Source organism: Spiroplasma citri, assembly GCF_001886855.1.
Classification (GTDB): Bacteria; Bacillota_I; Bacilli_A; order Mycoplasmatales; family Mycoplasmataceae; genus Spiroplasma; species Spiroplasma citri.
The window spans coordinates 1,408,765-1,428,631 of sequence record NZ_CP013197.1; the positions used below are offsets into that span (position 1 = coordinate 1,408,765).

16 protein-coding genes and 3 pseudogenes are annotated in these 19,867 nt (G+C 24.7%); 8 read left to right on the forward strand and 11 right to left on the reverse strand.

Annotated elements, in window-relative coordinates:
- Nucleotides 1-171 precede the first annotated feature (171 nt).
- From SCITRI_RS11805 to pepF, 4 genes are all read right to left on the reverse strand, one after another.
- Entirely contained in the window at nt 172-501 is a 330-nt protein-coding gene (locus SCITRI_RS11805; RefSeq protein WP_237237929.1) for a hypothetical protein, read from the reverse strand.
- On the reverse strand, nt 462-1,037 hold the full coding sequence (locus SCITRI_RS11810; RefSeq protein ID WP_237237930.1) for a hypothetical protein: 576 nt from the start codon (nt 1,035-1,037) through the stop codon (nt 462-464). Before SCITRI_RS11810 ends, SCITRI_RS11805 begins: the two co-directional genes overlap by 40 nt.
- Before the next feature lie 189 nt (nt 1,038-1,226).
- The gene (locus tag SCITRI_RS08295) at nt 1,227-1,610 is read right to left on the reverse strand and encodes a hypothetical protein (protein ID WP_237237931.1); all 384 of its coding nucleotides are present in this window, start codon (nt 1,608-1,610) and stop codon (nt 1,227-1,229) included.
- 460 nt (nt 1,611-2,070) lie between these two features.
- Nucleotides 2,071-3,867 carry an oligoendopeptidase F gene (gene pepF, locus SCITRI_RS08300; protein WP_071937911.1) on the reverse strand — a complete coding sequence of 599 codons (1,797 nt, stop codon included), beginning with the start codon at nt 3,865-3,867 and terminating at the stop codon, nt 2,071-2,073.
- Nucleotides 3,868-3,997: 130 nt separating this feature from the next.
- Here pepF and SCITRI_RS08305 point away from each other — a divergent pair, with 130 nt between their 5' ends.
- The gene (locus SCITRI_RS08305; protein ID WP_071937912.1) at nt 3,998-5,350 is read left to right on the forward strand and encodes a M17 family metallopeptidase; all 1,353 of its coding nucleotides are present in this window, start codon (nt 3,998-4,000) and stop codon (nt 5,348-5,350) included.
- Between the two features lie 69 nt (nt 5,351-5,419).
- Here SCITRI_RS08305 and mgtA read toward each other — a convergent pair whose 3' ends face one another.
- Nucleotides 5,420-8,152, reverse strand: a complete 2,733-nt coding sequence (gene mgtA / locus SCITRI_RS08310) for a magnesium-translocating P-type ATPase (protein WP_071937913.1) — start codon at nt 8,150-8,152, stop codon at nt 5,420-5,422.
- Nucleotides 8,153-8,646: 494 nt separating this feature from the next.
- Nucleotides 8,647-10,173 (reverse strand): APC family permease, encoded by a 1,527-nt coding sequence (locus SCITRI_RS08315; protein WP_237237932.1) that lies wholly within the window; start codon nt 10,171-10,173, stop codon nt 8,647-8,649.
- Between the two features lie 464 nt (nt 10,174-10,637).
- Between SCITRI_RS08315 and SCITRI_RS08320 the strand changes: the two are divergent.
- Nucleotides 10,638-11,215: pseudogene (locus tag SCITRI_RS08320) on the forward strand (IS30 family transposase); the annotation flags it as partial.
- Between the two features lie 65 nt (nt 11,216-11,280).
- Here the strand turns inward: SCITRI_RS08320 and SCITRI_RS10370 are convergent.
- From SCITRI_RS10370 to SCITRI_RS08335, 4 genes are all read right to left on the reverse strand, one after another.
- Nucleotides 11,281-11,418, reverse strand: a complete 138-nt coding sequence (locus tag SCITRI_RS10370; RefSeq protein ID WP_155522150.1) for a hypothetical protein — start codon at nt 11,416-11,418, stop codon at nt 11,281-11,283.
- A 135-nt stretch (nt 11,419-11,553) separates the two neighbouring features.
- Nucleotides 11,554-11,838 (reverse strand): PTS sugar transporter subunit IIB, encoded by a 285-nt coding sequence (locus tag SCITRI_RS08325; protein WP_071937914.1) that lies wholly within the window; start codon nt 11,836-11,838, stop codon nt 11,554-11,556.
- 175 nt (nt 11,839-12,013) lie between these two features.
- Complete coding sequence (locus tag SCITRI_RS08330; protein ID WP_071937915.1) at nt 12,014-13,648, reverse strand: hypothetical protein; 1,635 nt, start codon at nt 13,646-13,648, stop codon at nt 12,014-12,016.
- Between the two features lie 73 nt (nt 13,649-13,721).
- The gene (locus SCITRI_RS08335) at nt 13,722-14,531 is read right to left on the reverse strand and encodes a hypothetical protein (RefSeq protein ID WP_071937916.1); all 810 of its coding nucleotides are present in this window, start codon (nt 14,529-14,531) and stop codon (nt 13,722-13,724) included.
- A 183-nt stretch (nt 14,532-14,714) separates the two neighbouring features.
- On the opposite strand from SCITRI_RS08335, the gene SCITRI_RS08340 reads away from it, so the two are divergent.
- Both SCITRI_RS08340 and SCITRI_RS08345 read left to right on the forward strand, forming a co-directional pair.
- Nucleotides 14,715-15,065, forward strand: coding sequence for a hypothetical protein (locus tag SCITRI_RS08340; protein ID WP_071937917.1), 351 nt, complete (start codon nt 14,715-14,717; stop codon nt 15,063-15,065).
- A 301-nt stretch (nt 15,066-15,366) separates the two neighbouring features.
- Nucleotides 15,367-16,202, forward strand: a pseudogene (locus SCITRI_RS08345) (IS30 family transposase); the annotation flags it as partial.
- 227 nt (nt 16,203-16,429) lie between these two features.
- On the opposite strand, the pseudogene SCITRI_RS08350 reads toward SCITRI_RS08345, so the two are convergent.
- Nucleotides 16,430-16,873: pseudogene (locus SCITRI_RS08350) on the reverse strand (IS30 family transposase); the annotation flags it as partial.
- A 42-nt stretch (nt 16,874-16,915) separates the two neighbouring features.
- Here SCITRI_RS08350 and SCITRI_RS08355 point away from each other — a divergent pair.
- The 4 genes from SCITRI_RS08355 to SCITRI_RS08370 all read left to right on the forward strand — a co-directional run bounded on the left by SCITRI_RS08355 (nt 16,916) and on the right by SCITRI_RS08370 (nt 19,549).
- The gene (locus tag SCITRI_RS08355; protein ID WP_071937918.1) at nt 16,916-17,548 is read left to right on the forward strand and encodes a hypothetical protein; all 633 of its coding nucleotides are present in this window, start codon (nt 16,916-16,918) and stop codon (nt 17,546-17,548) included.
- 293 nt (nt 17,549-17,841) lie between these two features.
- On the forward strand, nt 17,842-18,522 hold the full coding sequence (locus SCITRI_RS08360; RefSeq protein ID WP_071937919.1) for a hypothetical protein: 681 nt from the start codon (nt 17,842-17,844) through the stop codon (nt 18,520-18,522).
- A 305-nt stretch (nt 18,523-18,827) separates the two neighbouring features.
- Nucleotides 18,828-19,187: a hypothetical protein gene (locus SCITRI_RS08365; protein WP_071937920.1), complete on the forward strand. Its 360-nt coding sequence runs from the start codon at nt 18,828-18,830 to the stop codon at nt 19,185-19,187.
- Nucleotides 19,188-19,189: 2 nt separating this feature from the next.
- Complete coding sequence (locus tag SCITRI_RS08370) at nt 19,190-19,549, forward strand: hypothetical protein (RefSeq protein WP_071937921.1); 360 nt, start codon at nt 19,190-19,192, stop codon at nt 19,547-19,549.
- Nucleotides 19,550-19,867: the final 318 nt, after the last annotated feature.

The following is a 19,867-nucleotide window of genomic DNA, read 5'->3' on the forward strand; positions in this document are numbered from 1 at the left end:
TCATTATTTTTTAATCTTAACGAACTATTATAATAATAACTAAAATTTTCTCAAATTAAATAAGCAAAAGAATTTAACTCTTTTAAATTAAGTTTATATTTAACATCATTATATGAAGGAGGAAAGACTGAAAATATGGTTGTTAATTTATTAATAAAATCATATTTATCATTAATAAAAAAGTGTATTTATTCTTTCTCAAATAATCTTGTTAATTTTAATTTTTGTTCTTGTTGACCATTCAACAACATTGTCTTTTCCAATACATTGATCATTATCATATCTATATTTTTCTTGGAGACCTGTATTCAATTCTTGCTGTAAGGTAAAGTTATCTTCATTATTTTTTAGCTCTGTTGCTTCACCAAGAATCTGATTATATTTTCAAGGGTTTTGTTGATCTCAATAATAATATGTATATCCAGAATACGAATTAATTTTTACAGATTGATGATTAAACTCTAAATTAAGAAATAAGTTATAAAAGGAAAATTTTCTCAAATTAAATAAGCAAAAGAATTTATGTCATTATCTGTAATTGAGCTTCATCATTCACTATAATCTTCTTTATGAAAACTAGCAATTCCATTTTTTAATTTAATTATAAAACCTTCTTTTAAATTTAGCATAAATAAAAGAACTATTTCCATTCAAGTATTAGTTGTTATTGTTAACTTTAATAAATCTGGTGCTAAAAATTTATAATATTTTTCAAGAACATTTTTTTGAAAAGAAGGCTGGTCTACAGTTAATAATTTAGGCATTACTTTTTGTACTAACACCGCCAATTCTTTATCTAATTCTAACTGCATAATAGCGCGTGCTGAAGAAGGCACTATTTCAAATTTTTCTATTGTTTTTTCTGGTTTTGTTAATTTTTGATCATCATATTCATTTAAACCAATAATTTGATTTATTTTTGTTTTTTCTAATTGTTTGTTATTAGTTATATGTTCATATGAGTTGTTAGCAACTGCAAGAGACATCCCATTCATTGCAATTGTTGTTGTACTTATTAAACATAATATTTTTTTCATTTATGTTTTCCTTTCATTTTTTTATTATAGATTTAATATTTTCATAGTTAATTCCTTGGTTATAATATCATAGACCAAGAAAAAACTAAACTTTAAAATACTTTTATAAAGTATCTCAAATGTTTAGTCCTTATTTTGTTTTATTAACACATTGTAATTTAATTGATAAGTTGCTTTTAAATAATATAATTAAGAAATTATAATTTTAAAGTAAAATTTTGTTTGTGTCTTAGTTCACCCCAAAAAGGTTGAATTAGCAGCAGTGGCTTTAGCTGTTAGTTTAACATTAATAGTATTATTAACATATTCAAAATCTAAAAATAATTCACCATATGCTATAGCATATGTCTCTTTATCAGCAGTTGTATATCAAATATTACCAATATTTTTTCTTTTTAACTTTGCCTTGTTTACTAAAGGTATTCCTGATACTATTTTACCCGAAGAATCAAATGAAAATAAATTTATTCAACCATTACTATTTTGTGAGTCAAAACTAGTTCCTTCTGCTCATCCTTCATAACTATTTGATAATCTTTTTATTTGAAATAATGAGTATTTATTTTTAGGCAATAATTTTTTGGTTCAAAATAATACATTTTCATTAGAATTTATTCTTGCAAAACCTTCAGCTTTAGTTACAGGTGTTTTTAATTCAATTTTTTCATAAATAATATATTCTTTACTTATATTATTTTTTCATTTTTTAATATTATTTTTCCTTTCTAAAATTTAATAATCAATTTAATACTTAAAGTATTGATAATATTTTATAAAAAAATATTAAAAACAAAATAAAATTAATTTTTATCAAATTATTTGTAGGTTAAACAAATAATTTTAAAAATAATTTGACAAAATATTTTTTATTTTTAAGTATTTAAATTGTAAATCCAAGTGCAATAAATCTATTAATTTATACGGCCACAAAATAAAATAATGTTTGCTTTCCAATAAAAAAACTCCTTTCTGAGTTGATTTGTTGCACTTCATATTACAATTTATAATATAAAAAATTTTCTTTTAATTAATGTTAATTTAATAATTGAGTAAGATTATCAATCATTTCTGTTAATTTTGTAATTAAGCCATTATAAACATTAGCATCAGTATAATCAATTCCAATATCTTTTAAAATTTCTAATGGTTCTTTACGACCACCTTGTTTTAAAAAGTTTAATAAATATTCTGGGTGGCCATTAATGACATCATTATAAAGTTTGAAAGATGCTACAATACATGTTGCATATTTATAAACATAATATGGTGAATGAAAGAAATGTAAAATTCGCGGTCAACTATATGATTTTTGTTGTAACTCATGTTTATCAAAAACAGTATAACCAAATTCATTAGATTTTTGTTCAAAAAGATTTGCTAACTTATCAGCATCTAAGGGCTCATTATTTTCAACCATTTTATGTGCAGCTCATTCAAAATCAGCAAAATGAATTTGACGAAAGAAAGTTGCCATAATTTCATCAATTCGATTTTGTAATAAATAAATTTTTTTTTCTTTACTCTCAGCATGTTTATATAAATAATCAAATAATAAGTGCTCATTAACTGTTGAAGCAACCTCTGCTAAAATAATTGGATAACTATTTAATGGATATTTATTGTTTAAATCTGCTAATAATGTGTGAACAGAATGACCAGCTTCATGCGCTAATGTGTTAACTGAACCAATTGTATCATCTCAATTCATTAAAATAATTGGTTCAACTCCTGAACCACCAGATGAATAAGCACCACTACGTTTATTAGTATCTTCAAAGTAATCAATACGGTGATCACTTCAAGCCAATTCTAATTGTGTTAAATATTCATTCCCTAATGGTTGTAAAGATTCACGTATCATTTTTTTTGCATCTTCAACAGTATATTTCTTATCTAATGATGCAATGTTTGTAACTAATTTCAAACTGCGATCAGTTGAATAAAACTTTTTAAATTTAAAATGTTTTTTTAATAACTCATTATATTGAACAAATAAATGACTATTTTCACGACCATATTTAATTAAACTTGCATAAATTTCTTCAGATACATCGTCATTATTTAATGATGCTTGTAAAGTATTTTTATAACCACGTAAACTAACAGACTCAACACTATGTTGAATAATTCCCTCATAAATTCGTGCAAAAGAATGTTTTTTATCAACTAAATGTTCAGAAAACAATTGTGCTGTTTTAATTCGAAATTCTTGTTCCCCCAATGGATCAGATTTTTCCATAATTTCACTATATACACTATTTGTTAATTCTGTTTTTGTTCCTTGATAATCAATAAAAGTTGGCTTTTTATCAGCATATGCTAATAAATCGTATAATTCATAAGCTACGCCTCGTGACCGTGTTACTAAAGCTAAAATTTCTTCATCACGTTCTGATAAAACATACTTTGCATTTTTAAAAAACTTACGATAACTATATTCATATGCACTTAAGGCAGAATCTTCTTTAATTCATGTCATAATTGTTTTTTCACCAATTGCTTTTAATTCTGGAGCAACAAAAGCTAATTGACTTGAAATTTGACTTAAAGTGTTTGAATAAATTCCCTCTAATTCTTGATATGATAAATCAGTTGTGTCAATATCACCCATATGCAGATATTGTCCCATTTTATTTGCAATTAAATCAATTTCTTCATCTAAAAAAATATATTTTTTAAAAAAAGTTATTTGATTTAATTTTCCTTTAAAAGTAATAATTTCTTCTAATTTTTTTACAATTTTTGCTAAATCTTTTTTTCATGCCACATGATTAGGATATAAATGACTAAAATCTCATTTATATTGTGCTGGTGCTTCATTTCGTTTCATTATTTTCTCCTCTTTCTTCTAAATTTATCTTTTTATATTATAACGGAAAACAAAATATTTTTATTGTTATTCTAGATAATGTTATAATATTGTGTATATAATTATCTATATAGAAAGAAGGAATTTTATAATGGTATTATTAAATGATAAAAAACAAGATTTAACACTAAAAGCAGTTTTTAAAGGCGACGAAATTAATCCATTAGTTGTCCAAGAAAACGGTGCAACAACTTTAATTTCAGAGCAAAAAACAATCTATGCTTATTTTGAAAAAGCATTAACTTTTAAAAATGCTGAAGATTTTATAAAAAATTTTATGCAAACAATTAAATATAGTTTAAACATTGATGTTAACACTTTCAAAAAAGGTGCTGAAGCAAATAGTCATATTTTTAAAGCTCTAGTTGAAGGAACATTATATGCTTTAAATGATAATTATAATTTAAAAACAGATAAAAAAGAAAAACCAGTTTATACAATTAATTTAATTCATGAGTGTGAAAAAGCACCTGCTGTTTTTAAAGAAATTCAAATTAAAATGGAATTTGTTAATTTTGCTCGTATGTTACAAGATACACCACCAAATTTAATGTATCCAGAAATTTTTGCTGAAAAAATTACAGCAATGGCAAAAGGAATCCCAAATTTAAAAGTAACAGTTTTAGATAAAAAAGAAATTGAAAAAGAAAAAATGGGCTTACTTTTAGCTGTTAATGCTGGAAGCTATTTAGAACCACGAGTTGTTGTCTTAGAATATTTAGGCGATAGTAATAAAAAAGAAAAAGTTGGTTTAATAGGAAAAGGAATTACCTTCGATAGTGGTGGGTATAATTTGAAGCCATCAAACGCATTAACTGGAATGAAATTCGATATGTCAGGAGCAGCTATTGTTTGTTCAACAGTATTAGCTTTAGCAAAAGCTCAAGTTAAAACAAATATTGCTGCCGTGGCTTGTTTAACAGAAAATCGAATTGGAGGAAAAGCAACTTTAACTGAGTCAGTTATTACTTCAATGAACGGAAAAACTGTTCAAATTGATAATACTGATGCTGAAGGAAGATTAGTTCTAGCTGATGGTATTACTTATGCTATTCGTAAATTAAATGTGGATAAATTAATTGAAGCTTCAACATTAACTGGTGCCATTCTAGTAGCATTAGGAAAATGATTAACTGGTATTTTTACTAATAATGATGCTTGATATGATCAATTTGTACAAGCAGCTACTAATGCCCATGAAGGAATTTGAAGAATGCCAATTTTAGAAGAACATACTGCTGTAATGCGTAAAACACCAATTGCTGATCTAACAAATGCTGAAAGTTCACGCTTTGCTGGTAGTTCAACTGCTGCTGCATTTTTATGTGAATTTGTAGAAGAAAAACCATATATTCATTTAGATATCGCTGGAACAGCCGATACTAAAGATGGGCGTGGAACTGGAGTAATGATTAAAACATTATTTGAATTGTTTAAAAAATAATTTTAAACATCTTGCAAAAGCAAGATGTTTTTTTATTTTGTATTAAAAATAGATTTACTAAAAGTAAATCTATAGTCATCGCTTAAAAATTTTAATATATAAATCTTTGACTCCTTGACTCATTAAACAATATCCAATCACTAATGCCGTAAAAAAAGCAAAGTACATTGCAGGTAATGGTGCTAAACTTAGTTTTGGTCCTAATAATGTAAATGGCAAGGTAATTCCAATCAAAATAACGACAATGCTGGATACCAATAATTGTCATGATGGCATTGATTGAAAGAACGGAATTTTTCTTGTTCGATACATTTGTACAATTAAAGTTTGTGTCACTAATCCTTCAACAAATCAACATGTTTGAAATAAAGTAATTTGTTCAGCAGTAATATGCTGCGGATTGGCAAGAACCCCAAAATAATACCCAGTAACAACAAAAGTTAAAACATCAAAAATTGAGGAGACAGGTCCATTAACAAAAACAAACGGTAAAATATCCTTTGTTGTTCAAGTTTGTGGTTTTGATAAAAAGTCCACATCAACCTTATCAAATGCTACTGCCAATTGGGATACATCATATAATAAATTTTGAAATAAAATTTGAATTGGCATCATTGGATGAAATGGTAATCATGCTGAAGCAATTAAAATACTCAAAACATTTCCAAAGTTCGAAGCAATTGTAATCTTAATATATTTTAAAATATTTCCAAAAATTTGTCGTCCTTGAATAATTCCCTTTTCCATAACTAGTAAGGACTTTTCTAATAAAATAATATCTGATGCTTCTTTTGCAATATCAGTTGCATTATCAACAGATATTGCAACATCACTTTGGCGCAGAACAGGTGCATCATTAATTCCATCACCCATAAAACCAACAACATGTTGGTTTTGTTTTAAAGCTGTAATAATTTTTGCTTTTTGTAACGGGTTTAATTTAACAAAAATATTATTTTGCTCAACAACATCACGGAGTTCAAATTCACTTAATTTTTCAATATAATCGCCAGTTATAACACCACGAATTTTTAAATGAACTCGATCACAAATTGCTCTTGTTACTTGCTCATTATCCCCCGTTAAAATTTTTAACTGTACTCCGTTTTTTCGCAATAATTGAATCATTTTTGCTGCAGAAGGTTTTGGTTTATCAAGAAAAGAAAAGAAACCATAAAAAATTAAATTTTTCTCATCTTTTGTTGAATAATAAGTATCGGCATCATGGCCATGGTTATATGCTAATCCAATAACTCTTAGCCCTTCACTGTTCATTCGCTCTGCTGTTGCAAAAATCATTCGTAAATGTTCTTCTGTTATCTTTTCAACTTTTCCTTTATATTCAATTCTTGTACAATTTTTAATAATTTCTTCAATTGCCCCTTTGCAAATTAAAGTATGATGCTTGTCTTTCCCTGAAACAACAACTGTTAATTTCCGTCGATTAAAATCAAACGGAATTTCATCAATTTTTTGATAATCATCCTTAAAACTAGATAAATGATGATTATCAATATAATGAATGATTGCTTTATCTAAAGGATTTTTTAATCCTGTTTGAAAATAACTATTTAAATATAAATATGTTAATAAACGATCATCTTTTTTATTATCTAACAACTGATAATCAACCAATTCGATCTTATCATTTGTTAATGTTCCTGTTTTATCCGTACATAAAACATCAATTGCTCCTAAATTTTGAATTGCTTCTAATTTTTTAACAACAACTTTGGCTTTACTCATTCGACTTGCACCACGTGCAAGATTAGAAGTCACAATCATTGGCAGCATTTCAGGCGTTAAACCAACTGCAACTGAAATAGCAAATAATAAGGCAGATAGCCAGTCATTTTTTGTAATTCCATTAATAACAAAAACAATTGGTACCATTACAAACATAAACGACAATAGTAGTCAGGTTGTTCTTTTAATTCCACGATTAAAACTATTTTCTGGTGGTTTAGCTTGTAATGTTTTTGAAATTGTCGCATAATATGTTTCTGGTCCTACACCAATAACAACTGCAATTGCACTCCCTGAAACAACACTTGTCCCCGTATAACAAATATTTTCTAATTCTAATAAACTTGCTTTATGGCGATTATAACTAGCATGTTTTTCAACAGGTAATGATTCACCAGTTAAACTTGATTGATTAATAAAAAGTTCATTACTTCATAATATACGAACATCAGCAGGAACCATATCTCCACTTGATAAATAAATTAAATCACCGGGCACTAATTCATGAATTTCTAATTCTTTTGCTTCTCGAATTAAACTAGTATTATTTTTAACTGACACTTCAGAAACTTTTTCATCATCTTCTAATCGAATTACTGTAATTGTGTTACTAACTAAATCTGTTAGTTTTTTCGTCACGAAAAAACTACGTATATCTTGAACATATGCAATTGTAGCACTAATAATAATCATAATAGCAATAATAATAACTCCAATAACTTCAAAACTATCACCACCTAAAGCAAAATAACTAATTATATTATAGGTCGCAATTAAAGCCAAAACAATGTTAAAAGGATTTAACAATACTTTTAAAAAATGTTTAAATCAATGAAATTTCATTTTTTCTTGCGAATTATCGCCATATTTTTTACCCATTTCTTCTGCTTCATCATAAGTTAAACCAAAATTCTTAAGTTCAAAATGTTCCAAAATTTCGCTTTGAGAAAACTGGGAAATTTGTTTAATCTCATCAGTTTTTAAAAAACCAATTTCTTTTTTTCGTCCCTTAAACTCTTTATTATTTCCCTTAAATTTAGTTATTATTTTTGCCATCCCGAGACTCCTTTCTTAAAAAATATTTTTACCTAAATTATAAATTTAGGACTTTTAACACATATATTAGCATTTTATAAATCAAATAAGACTTAAAGTAATAAAATTCCTAAATCAATAATATTTTTTATCCTTTTTAAATAATTTCACCTAAGCCTCTCATAATTTTATCCTTATGTTAATTATAGCGAAAATAATTTAAATAAAACATAATTAATAATAAATAAAAATACATTAAAATTTTTAGTACTCTTATTTTTAATAAACTAATTATAAAAATTTGCATTAAACTTGCTAAATTATCACCAGAACTTACATGACATATTATTTTTCCTTAAAAAGTTAGTTTTTTTATTAAATAAATATTCTTTCTTTTTTAATATAACTTTAAATTAATACTACTTTATATAATAGTAAAATCTAAAATTAATAAACTATCCTCATCATTTAATAAAATTATGTTTTATCCTTCTATTTTGTTTCTGAACTTTCTACTAAATTTTTTTTAAATCTTTCTTAGAGTCTTGCTCATTAAATTGCATTGGCATAGTTAATTTTTTATTAATTGTATCATTATCTTTCATTCATATTCCAAATCATGGCAAAACTAAAATTAACAGTAATAATACAATTGCTAAAATAGGGCCAGTTTTTTCTGGCATTACAATAGCATTTAAAAAATATGAATAAATGTTATAACCAATAATAGCAATAATACAAATAACACTAATAATTGCAGCTGGAAGAAAATATCAATTTTTAATTGTTGTAATCCGTTGATGATAGCGATTTCATATTCGCAAGGCAATAATTGTCCCATACATCAGAAATGCCATCACAACACCAGCATTGCTAATAAAATCATAAAAATTATAAGTTTCTTTTGCAAAAATAGTTGGAATTCCCATAATTAATCCTCACACTAGTGTAATCATAACTGATGCTAAAAAAATTGCAAAATTAATACTATATTTTTTCATAATTTTATTTCATAACTTTGCACCAATAATAAAATTATCTTCAATTGAGGAATGGCTTAGTTTAACTAAAGAAAAACTATATCCATTTAAAGTTCCAAAAGCACTAATTAAAATAAAGAAGAAAATAATTCGTTCAAAAATTTTATTAAGAACAGGATTATTAAAAATTTTTCCAGCCGCAGCAGCAACACTTCCTCGAGCATCTAAATTTAAAGTTCCAATTGAAACAAGTAAATAAAGAATTGTTACTGATGCTAATCCTAATACTAAAGCTAATGGAATATTTCGTTCTGGTTTTTTAACATCCTTTTGAATATATGTTGTTGATAAAAAACCATCAAATGAAAACAAAATCCCTGGTAAAGCCATTAAAATCATTTCAAATCCAGTTTTATTAAGAACTAATTTATATTTATCAGGATCACCTAAACCACTTTTGCTTAATGCATTAGGGTCATTGTTAAAAAAGAACATTCCAATTAACCCAACTAAAATTAATGGAATTAATTTTAAAACAACGGTTACCATTTGAATATATTTCCCTGTTTTTTCTAAATAAGTACAAATATAAATTAACAGGACAGTATAAATAACTGAAAAACTAGTTAAAATTAATTGATAATTCGCATAACCACCAACTTTTTCACTAAATGCAATTTCTGCCATTAAACCACCACCAAAGGCTCAGATTGAAGCTTTTGTTGTATAATACGCAACAGTGAAAGTTGTTAACGGAATATAAATATGGTTCATAGCGTTCCTCACTACGCGGCCAAACCATTTTCCCCCGAACATTTTTGCATACAAAGCAATACCTGAATTTGAATCTTGTTTTGCTGAAGAAATTTCCATAAATGATAACCCAAACGAAAGAGCCATTAGACCACCAATTATCCAAGCAATTAAACCTAGAATTCCATTCCCATTAGTTAAACCATACACCCCTTCGTTTTTAAAAAAGATTCCTGTTCCAATAACTGTCCCAACAACCATACAAAAGCACATAAAAAATCCATATTTTTGTGCTGTTTTTTTCTGCATAACTTCACCTCATCATTCTTATTAATTTTTATTGTTTTTTAAAACTATGAAAATTTAAATAATACTTAGTATATTATTTTATAATCAAGATTTTAACATAAATCTAATTATTATTTTAACATTAAAATAATAATTATTAAAATTAAAAGGAATGTTTATTTTTCACAACCATTCCTTTTACCTCTTTTTAAAATTATTTTATAAGCAACTTTTTGTTACTTTAATATAAGCAACTTTTGATATGCATTTTGTAATCGAAGTGCAACAAATCAACTCCTTTCAGAATTGATTTGTTGCACTTCGATTACATGATGCCTTTTTTATATATAATTGGTCTTATCACATATCAATTATATATCAATTATTCGTATTAAATATTAAAAATTTTATAAGTTAATGAAAGGTATATAAATGTTATGTATAGTCATTTAAGTTTTATGGATAAAGTTAAATTAGAACAATAATTATTATCAAAAATTTTTTTAAAAAAAAGAATGGTGAACAGAATATTTCTGTAATTGCTAAATGTTTGAATAGACATCGTAGTACTATTTTACGAGAAATTAAGCGTTTTAAAACTACTGATGAATATAGTGCTTATAAGTCAGATAAAATGTATTATGAGAAAAGAAAAAAAAATAATAAAAGATGTAAATTTACGGAAGAGCAGATTAATTTTATGAAAATTAGACTTAATAAATATTGTGATTCTCCGAGAGAATTTATTTATCGTTATTTTTTAAAATTTGGTATTAAATTTCCGGTTTGTGTTAAAACATTGTATAAATGAATTCGTTTAGGTTTTTATGGTTTTTTTAAACAGAATTTGCGACATCGTGGTAAAAAATATAAAAGAAAAGGAAAATCTGATAATCTTGGTAAATTAACTGATTTTAGGTCAATTTGAGATATTGAAAATAAAGTTTCTAATGTTGGATGATTTGAAATGGATACTATTGTTGGAAAAAACCATCAATCTAGTTGTTTAGTTTTAGTAGAACAATCAAGTAAAAAATATTTTGCAATAAAATTAGAAAATCATATCTCTTACTTTGTTTCATGACACAACAAAATAAGATAAATTAACACAACTAAAAATATTAGCAATTATAAATAACTGCGGTGATTATCTTCTTGATGGTCAGAAACAATATTAAATAATGTATTACTTTTGTAAAAATTAATACCCTTAATAATCCGGCTTAATTGTAAAATGAGTCCAGACTGTTCCTGTTGTACAAGCATAGAAATCACCACTCTTTCTTTTATAAAAATAAAACCGATATATTGTAGCATAAAAAATAAGGCAAATACACCTTATTTGAAAAAAATTATTTTAAAATTAAATAAAGTAAAAAATTTTTATTAAAAAATTTAAACTTATAATGTATTAGCAAAATCAATAATCCCTTTTGAATCATTATTAATATATAATTCTGACGGTAACACAGCAACTTTACTATTGATTGCAATAGCAGCTACTTTTGCTGATAAATACTCAACTTGGGGAGCTAATAAAATAATATTATAATTATTCTCTAATTGCTCTGGTGTTATTACAAAAAATTGCATATCATAATTATTTTTAACAATAACATCATTAATTTTATCTAAAATTCGATTAGCACTAATTCCTGCCGAACAAATTAAAGCAATTTTTATCATTTAGACCTCCATTTACTACTTAATAATCTTTTTAAATTATACTGATTATAATTTAAAATGCAATCATAACAATAAAATGTTCCTATAGTAAATTAAGTTAATAATTTTTTAAAATAAAAAATTCTTTAATTATTTAATAAAAGCATTCTTTTTTTATCTTAATTTTTAAAAATAACTATTTTCCTAAAATTTTAGAATTAATATCTAGAATAGAAATTAGATGTAAATCCGGATTAGTTGTTTCAAGCAAAATCATTGTGTCATTATTCGATTTAACTTTAAACTTAATATTATTAATATTAATTCGCATTTCTAGCGCTGATTTTAAATCAGTTATTTCAGCAGCTGTTTTTCATACTCCATCTTTTTCATCTTGATATTCAATTTGAACTACGCCACTAACTAGTTCTATGGAAGTATTATCAATTGCTTCACTACTATGTCCACTAATTTTCAATATTGAAGGTATAAGTTTTTTAATTTCTCCACTAAGCGACGGAATTGGAAAATTAAAATCTCACCTAACAAGTTTTACTTTTATTGATAAATCAGTTGTTAAATCATAATTAAATATTTGATTAATAAATGCTTTAATTTTATCAATAGAAAGAATATCAATAAGTCCTTCTGTCCCTGATGTTATTTGAAAAAAACCTGGTGGAATTTTTTCATATTTAATATTAACAGTTGTATTTGAAAATAATCAATCAACTTTTACTACAATTGAAATTGGAGTTCTGCTATCTGACCATTCACCGCTTTTGCTTTTTCATCCTTCTAATAAATTATGTAAAATATGTTCTAAATTAGTACTAAATTGAAGGGTTCTTTTTTTATTTTTAGTACTTGGAATATTTTGATTAACATCTAAAAACCCATCATTATTAATTTCTCGTGGTTCCTCAAATAAATATTGTAATAGTAATAAAATTAAATTTTGTGATTTTTGTTGCTCACGTTTTTCGAGAACAAAATTACGAAAATGAATAATATCTGGTGCTAAACTATTTAAAATATTAAGGTATTTTGCTATAATTTTTATTTCTAGAGTAGTGCCCAGCACAAGATCTTTTTTTATCGTTTCATTAATTTCACCATTTTTAAGCATTTCATCAGCAACTGGTAAATTCATTAATTCATTAACAAATCCCTGTCATTGTTTTCAATTTTGATCATCCGCATTAAATGACGTTGGAATAACTTTTGGAAAACTATCAAAAAGATGAAATGATGTAATTAACGATAAAATATTCCCAATTGCTAAGTTAGCACCTTGAAATGAAAGATTTATTTTAGACAAAATCATTGTTATACTTTCATTTAATTTTTGAACTGTATCATTTGCTCATTTTAAATTATTAGTAGCAACATGAATTAAAAAATTTGAATCATTTGTTTTTGGATTAGTTAATTCTTTATCTTTATAATCAGCAACGACAGTTAATTGGCCATAATGGGTAGTCCCATCTTCTGCAATTTCAATAGGCGTAAAATTTGTTTGTGTTAGCATTAAATCATCACTAAATTCTTTAAATTTACTTTTTAAAATGCTAAAAGCATCATCACTATTAACAGTTTGGTATTCATTACTATCAACAACAAGAGGTAATAATTCACTAAAACTAGTTAATCGTTTAATAATTCGATTTTTTTCATAATCACCACTAGTTCCCCCATTATTATCATCGTTTCCCCCACTCGTTGTATCAATATCAGGATGTCTAGCAGGGGTAGGCGCACATAGAGCAAATGCAAAAACAGGTGAACTTATTAAAATAACACTACTTAAAATAACTAAAATTTTTTTCATTATTTGTATCTCCTTTTTCATTTTTTAACTTTTAAAATTTTATTTATTTAAAAATAACATTTAGAAAACTATTCTAATTCAAGCACTCTCGTTGATAACCATTTACAATAATTTTTAATTCTTTTTCACTACGTTTATTTACTAACATATGCATTTGTAAAGACTTAATAGCATTATCTAATTCACATACATTAATGAAACTAAAATTTTCCTGAATATTTTGTTTTTTTAAAATTAATGAAAGTTTTTTAAACATAACTGTACTATTGACAGAAAAAGCAAGGGAAATTAAAACAAAAACATTTTGTGAAAATAATACAAGAGAAATATTATTTTCATTTAAAGCATAATGAAATGGTTTAAATGTATTGATATAAGCTAAAATTTTGTTAATTAAGACAATTTTTAAATATTTTGTTCAATATTGTTTAAAAAAATATATTGTTGCAATAAATGAAACAAGACCTAGAACAATAACAATAATCATATTGTCTGAGTCTTTGATCGTAGTTTTATGAATTGCAAATATTGTTATTAAACTAACTTTAAATACAATGGAAAAAAGACAAATAATTGAATCATTATAATAATTAGGAAACAATTGTTTACCAATTAAAATTCATAAACTAATTAAGCAAACTGTTAAAGTAAGGAGATTACGAAGAACCAATAAATTCGTTGTATCCATTAGTAAAAAATAAAAACTAATTTGAATTCCAACTAAGAAAATAATTGTTAAAATTTGTTTTATTTTTTTCTTCAAAACAGTAAGATTTGTAAGATATGAAGCAAAATAAACAACAGCAAAAAAGACTAATATTTTAGCAATAAATAATATTAATGGTCAATCAATATAATTAATTTCAAAAAATAGCCTATTCACTTTTTACACCTTACCTTTTAAGAAATATTTTACCTTATTTGGAAATATTATATAGATTTATTGTTAAAAATGCAAAAATGTTTTTTAAAAATAAATGTTATAATTAAAGTGAGTTTGATAATATTAATAATTAAAAATTATTAATATTATCAAAAAATAGTATAGTAGGAGGTAAAAACAGCGATGTTGCCAGAAAAAATTGATCTTTTTATCGATGAACATGTTGATAAACCCTTATCAGAATATATTAAAGAAAATCCAAGATTTATTTTAGAATTTGTTAATAACTTATCATGAGAAGAAAAATTTGAATTAATTAATGATTTTGTTACAGAAAATGATGAAATTAACCAAGCAGTTAATACTTTAAATAAATATCTTTCTTTATTTATTGAAGAAGAAATTAAAGAACGCCTTATTCAAAATATTTCAGAAGAAGAATATTTACGTCATAAAGCAATTGTTGAAATTTATGAAAAAGCTAAAAATGGAGGAGAATTAAATAAAAAAGATTCTTCTAATGGCATTGTGTAATCGAAGTGTAACAAATCAACTCAGAAAGGAGTTGATTTGTTAATGGAAAGAAAACATTATTTTATTTTGCAGTCGCTAGTAAAAAAGTATGGAAAAAATATTGTTATTAATACTGTAAATAAAATAGTAATTAATAATGTAAAAGAAAATGAATAAATTATCCGCGTAATTTATTAACGGTAATTTATTCAATATTGTTTATTTTGAGCGTAGCGAACACGCAGAACGTGACGCGATATTTAAAAATTTTGAAAGGAGATATATTAAGCCAACTTGATTAACGACAATATTTAGTGTTGTTATTTTACGAGAAATTAAGAGATTTAAAACTATTAAAGAATATAGTGCTTATAAGTCAGGTGAAATGTATTATGAGAAAAGAAAAAAGGATAATAAAAGATGTAAATTTACTGAAGAACAGATTAATTTTATGAAAATTAGACTTAATAAATATTGTGATGCTCCGAGAGAATTTATTTATCGTTATTTTTTAAAATTTGGTGTTAAATTTCCTGCTTGTCTTAAAACTTTTTATAAATGAATTCGTTTAGGTTTTTATGGTTTTTTAAACAGAATTTGCGACATCGTGGTAAAAAATATAAAACAAAAGGAAAATCTGATAATCGTGGTAAATTAACTGATTTTAAGTCAATTTGAGATATTGAAAATAAAGTTTCTAATGTTGGTTGATTAGAAATGGGTACTGTTGTTGGAAAAAACCATCAATCTAGTTGTTTAGTTTTAGTAGAACAATCAAGTAAAAAATACTTTGCAATAAAATTAGAAAATCATACTGCTAGGGAAGTTGAGAAAAAGTTTAAAGATATTGTTATAAATAATAATTTAATTGGAAAAATTAAAGGAATAATAACAGATAGAGGTAAAGAATTTAGTGAATGACGAGAAATGGAAATATTTGCTGAAACACAAGTATATTTTTGTGATGCTGGTTCACCACAACAAAAACCTTTAATTGAATATATGAATAGTGAATTAAGATATTGATTTCCTAAGGGAACTGATTTTAATAATATTAGTCAGAAAAGAATAGATTTAGTAGTTAATGTTATAAATGATAAACTCCGACCGTGTTTAAATTGAATAAGTGCTAAAAAAATGTTTTTGCAGAATATATAAACAATAAATATTTAAAAATGTATATTAAATTATAAAATATGTTATTAAAATGGAATCCTGTAAATGCAAGTAGCAAAATCTGTCTCTTGTTAATTTGATGATAACATCATTTTTAACAAATGCAGCTCTTTTTTTAAAAAATTAAAATATTTTATAAATATAACTTAATTTAACCATATTTAATCATACTAAAAAAGCATTTATTAAATTTTAATTAATAAATTTCTTTAAATATTCTGTAAAAACATTTTTTTAGCACTTATTCAATTTAAACACGGTCGGAGTTTATCATTTATAACATTAACTACTAAATCTATTCTTTTCTGACTAATATTATTAAAATCAGTTCCCTTAGGAAATTAATATCTTAATTCACTATTCATATATTCAATTAAAGGTTTTTGTTGTGGTGAACCAGCATCACAAAAATATACTTGTGTTTCAGCAAATATTTCCATTTCTCGTCATTCACTAAATTCTTTACCTCTATCTGTTATTATTCCTTTAATTTTTCCAATTAAATTATTATTTATAACAATATCTTTAAACTTTTTCTCAACTTCCCTAGCAGTATGATTTTCTAATTTTATTGCAAAGTATTTTTTACTTGATTGTTCTACTAAAACTAAAATAGCAGATTTATGGCCTTTACCAACAACAGTATCCATTTCAAATCATTTTAACTGTTCCTGCTGCTACTAAAAAACCTAATTATGAATTTATTAATTTTAAGAATATTAACTTTATTAGTTTCTAATTTAGAAAATAAACCATTAATAAGTAAATTTGTTAATTTAATTAATAGAGTTAATCAAATTAAACAAACAGTATTAAAACCAATTGAATATACTACTGGTAAATATAAAAAAATCACTAATAATGTTGAAGGTATTTATCAGTGGTTAGATCCATTTACTTACTTAAATTTAATTAAAAAAGGTTATAAAAAAGAAATTCAACAAATATTAAATCAATTAGAAAAAGAAAATAATATTCAAAATAGAGAACAATTTAAAAATGAAAATTATTTAAATACTAATTGACAACCTTTAAATAGTAGTTGACTTGATAGTGGTATGTTTAATATTACAAATAAATTAACTTTAACGGGTAATTTAACTATTTTAATATATACAAAAACAGCAAAAAACCCTAAGTTTTATGGTCCATATGTTTATCCTAGTGTTCCAGTGGAAATTTGAAAATTATTAAGTAATGCTGTATCTAATGCAGGGACTTTATTTTGGCGTTATTGATTAAGAAAATGATTACCTAGTCATTTAAGAAATTATATTAGAAAAAGATTACCAAGAGAATTAAAAAAAATACCCAAAAGGAAATATTAAATTAACATTACCAACAGTTCAAAAATTACAGCAAATTAAAAAGTTTATTAAAAATTTAAAGATTGGGCATTTTAATTTTAATTTTGCTGGTGAAATTAATAATAAAAAATGATATCGTGAACGCCGAAATGATATTAAAAATATTAAGAATTTATATAAAACACCAGTTAATAGTAAATTTTATCAAGTTAATAAATCTATTAAAACAATTAATAAAAATAAAAGAAAAGTTAATAGTTATAAACCATCTAATTTAAAAAATAAATATCGTAATCAATTAAGGGGTGTTTTATATGGAAAATAATTTAAATAATTTGTTATTTATAACAGTTGAAGATGTTAAAGAAAGTAAACTTTGACAACCAATTAATGATAGAAAACAATCTGCTTATAATGATAATTTAATTTATAATGCTATTTTAAAAACTAGTTTATGAATGGATAGATTATCAGGTGGAACAATTTCCGATAAGATTAATAAAAAAGATTTATTTCCATGAGTAAAAAAAGATAATACAGGTGTAATTGAATATGATAAATGATTAAGTTATATTCAATCTGCTTGTTTATTAGCAGTTATTAATTGATATTTACCAAAAGGTGTAAATGATCTAACTGGGAGTGCTTCATTTTCACAAGGGGGAGTAGCATATTCACAAACTAATGACCCTGAGGCAAATGAAAATATTACTCGTGATGTTAAAAATGCTTTAAAATTAGCAGGTGAAATAATTGATATTATATCTAGTAAAACAAATATAAGACCATATAATTATAATTTAGGAAATTATGCTCATCCATGAGAAGAAGAATATAAATATATTACTAAAAAAACATTTTATGAAACATTATTATTTTGATTAAAAGAACGATTTCAAACAGATAATTCAATTAATATAACTTATCCTACTATTAATGATTTTAGTAAGATAATGATTTTAGTAAGATTGATTATAATGAGTATATTAAATTAATAGTGCCTTTTGATAATGATACGATTTATTATGAAAATAATGTATGAAAAGCAAAATAAGGCAGTGTTATACCATCTGATGTTATTAAAGATAGTGATTTAAATAAAGATTATATTGATAAAGAAGATGGAAAATATATTGTTAAAAAAGCACAAAGTGGTAGTTCAATAACAGTTAATGCCCCATTACATCAAAAAGATGATAGTAGTTTAGAATTATTATTATCAAATGAATTTGATATTGAAAATAATAAATTATCTTTAAATAAAAGTTTAAAAGATACTATTGACCAACTGTTAAAATGAGTGTTTGAAATAAATAAAAAAATTAAATGAGAAGAAGTATCGATATCATACACACCGGATAGTTCAACTTATATTGATATTTCTGAATTTTCAGAAAAATATTGTTATGATGTTAGAATATCACCAACTAATTTTAACAAAGCTGAGGGGTTTCTATTACTTCGACCACCTTATTTTACCGAAACAAAAGAAAATAAGACTTTAACAAAACAACAATCAAATTGTTTTGCTGGTGATGTGGGGAAAACCCCTTATGACCTTTCTTTATATAGTGCTAGTGATCGGGTTTATTTAACTGATGTTTCTACTGGTAATAATACAAGAATTAATAGTGTTCGCATTTTCCGACAAGAGGTATAAATATGATAGATAAAGAAAATATTATTATTAAAAATGAAAATGGTACTTATTGACAAAGATTAGGTTTTGAACAAAGAAATCCAAGTCAAAGTTTTAAAGCATGAAAAAATCGTAAGTTTTTAAAATATGATAAATATCCATTTCATATTAAAAAAGCATATATTATGCTATATAATGCTTTATCAATTTTATATCATACACCATTTTTAAGTTTATATGGTTTATTTTTTACTAGTTTACATTTTAATTGAATACCAACATTAGAACCAGTTAAAGAGTTTATGTTTGGTCAACATGATATAAATGATGGTGGTTTTTTTTGGATATGCTGGTATTATTATTTCTTATCCAATATTACATAGTACTGCTTGATTAACGACAAAAATACCTAAAATACCAGCAATTAAATTACCAATTGGTAAATGTTTAGAACAAATTTATAAAATACCAAGTTATATCTTATATTTAATATTATTTGGTTGATTAATATTTCGTAAATATCTTAAAAAACATAATGTTAATATTTGTCATAATTGTAAACAAACAATAGAACAAGTTAAAAGTTGAAATCAATATTGTCTTAAAAAAAATGAAATAAATAGACTATATAGGGGGGTAGATATTTTTGGGTGGTTATATAGTCTATTTTATAAATTATTTTGTTCTGAAAGAATAGATGG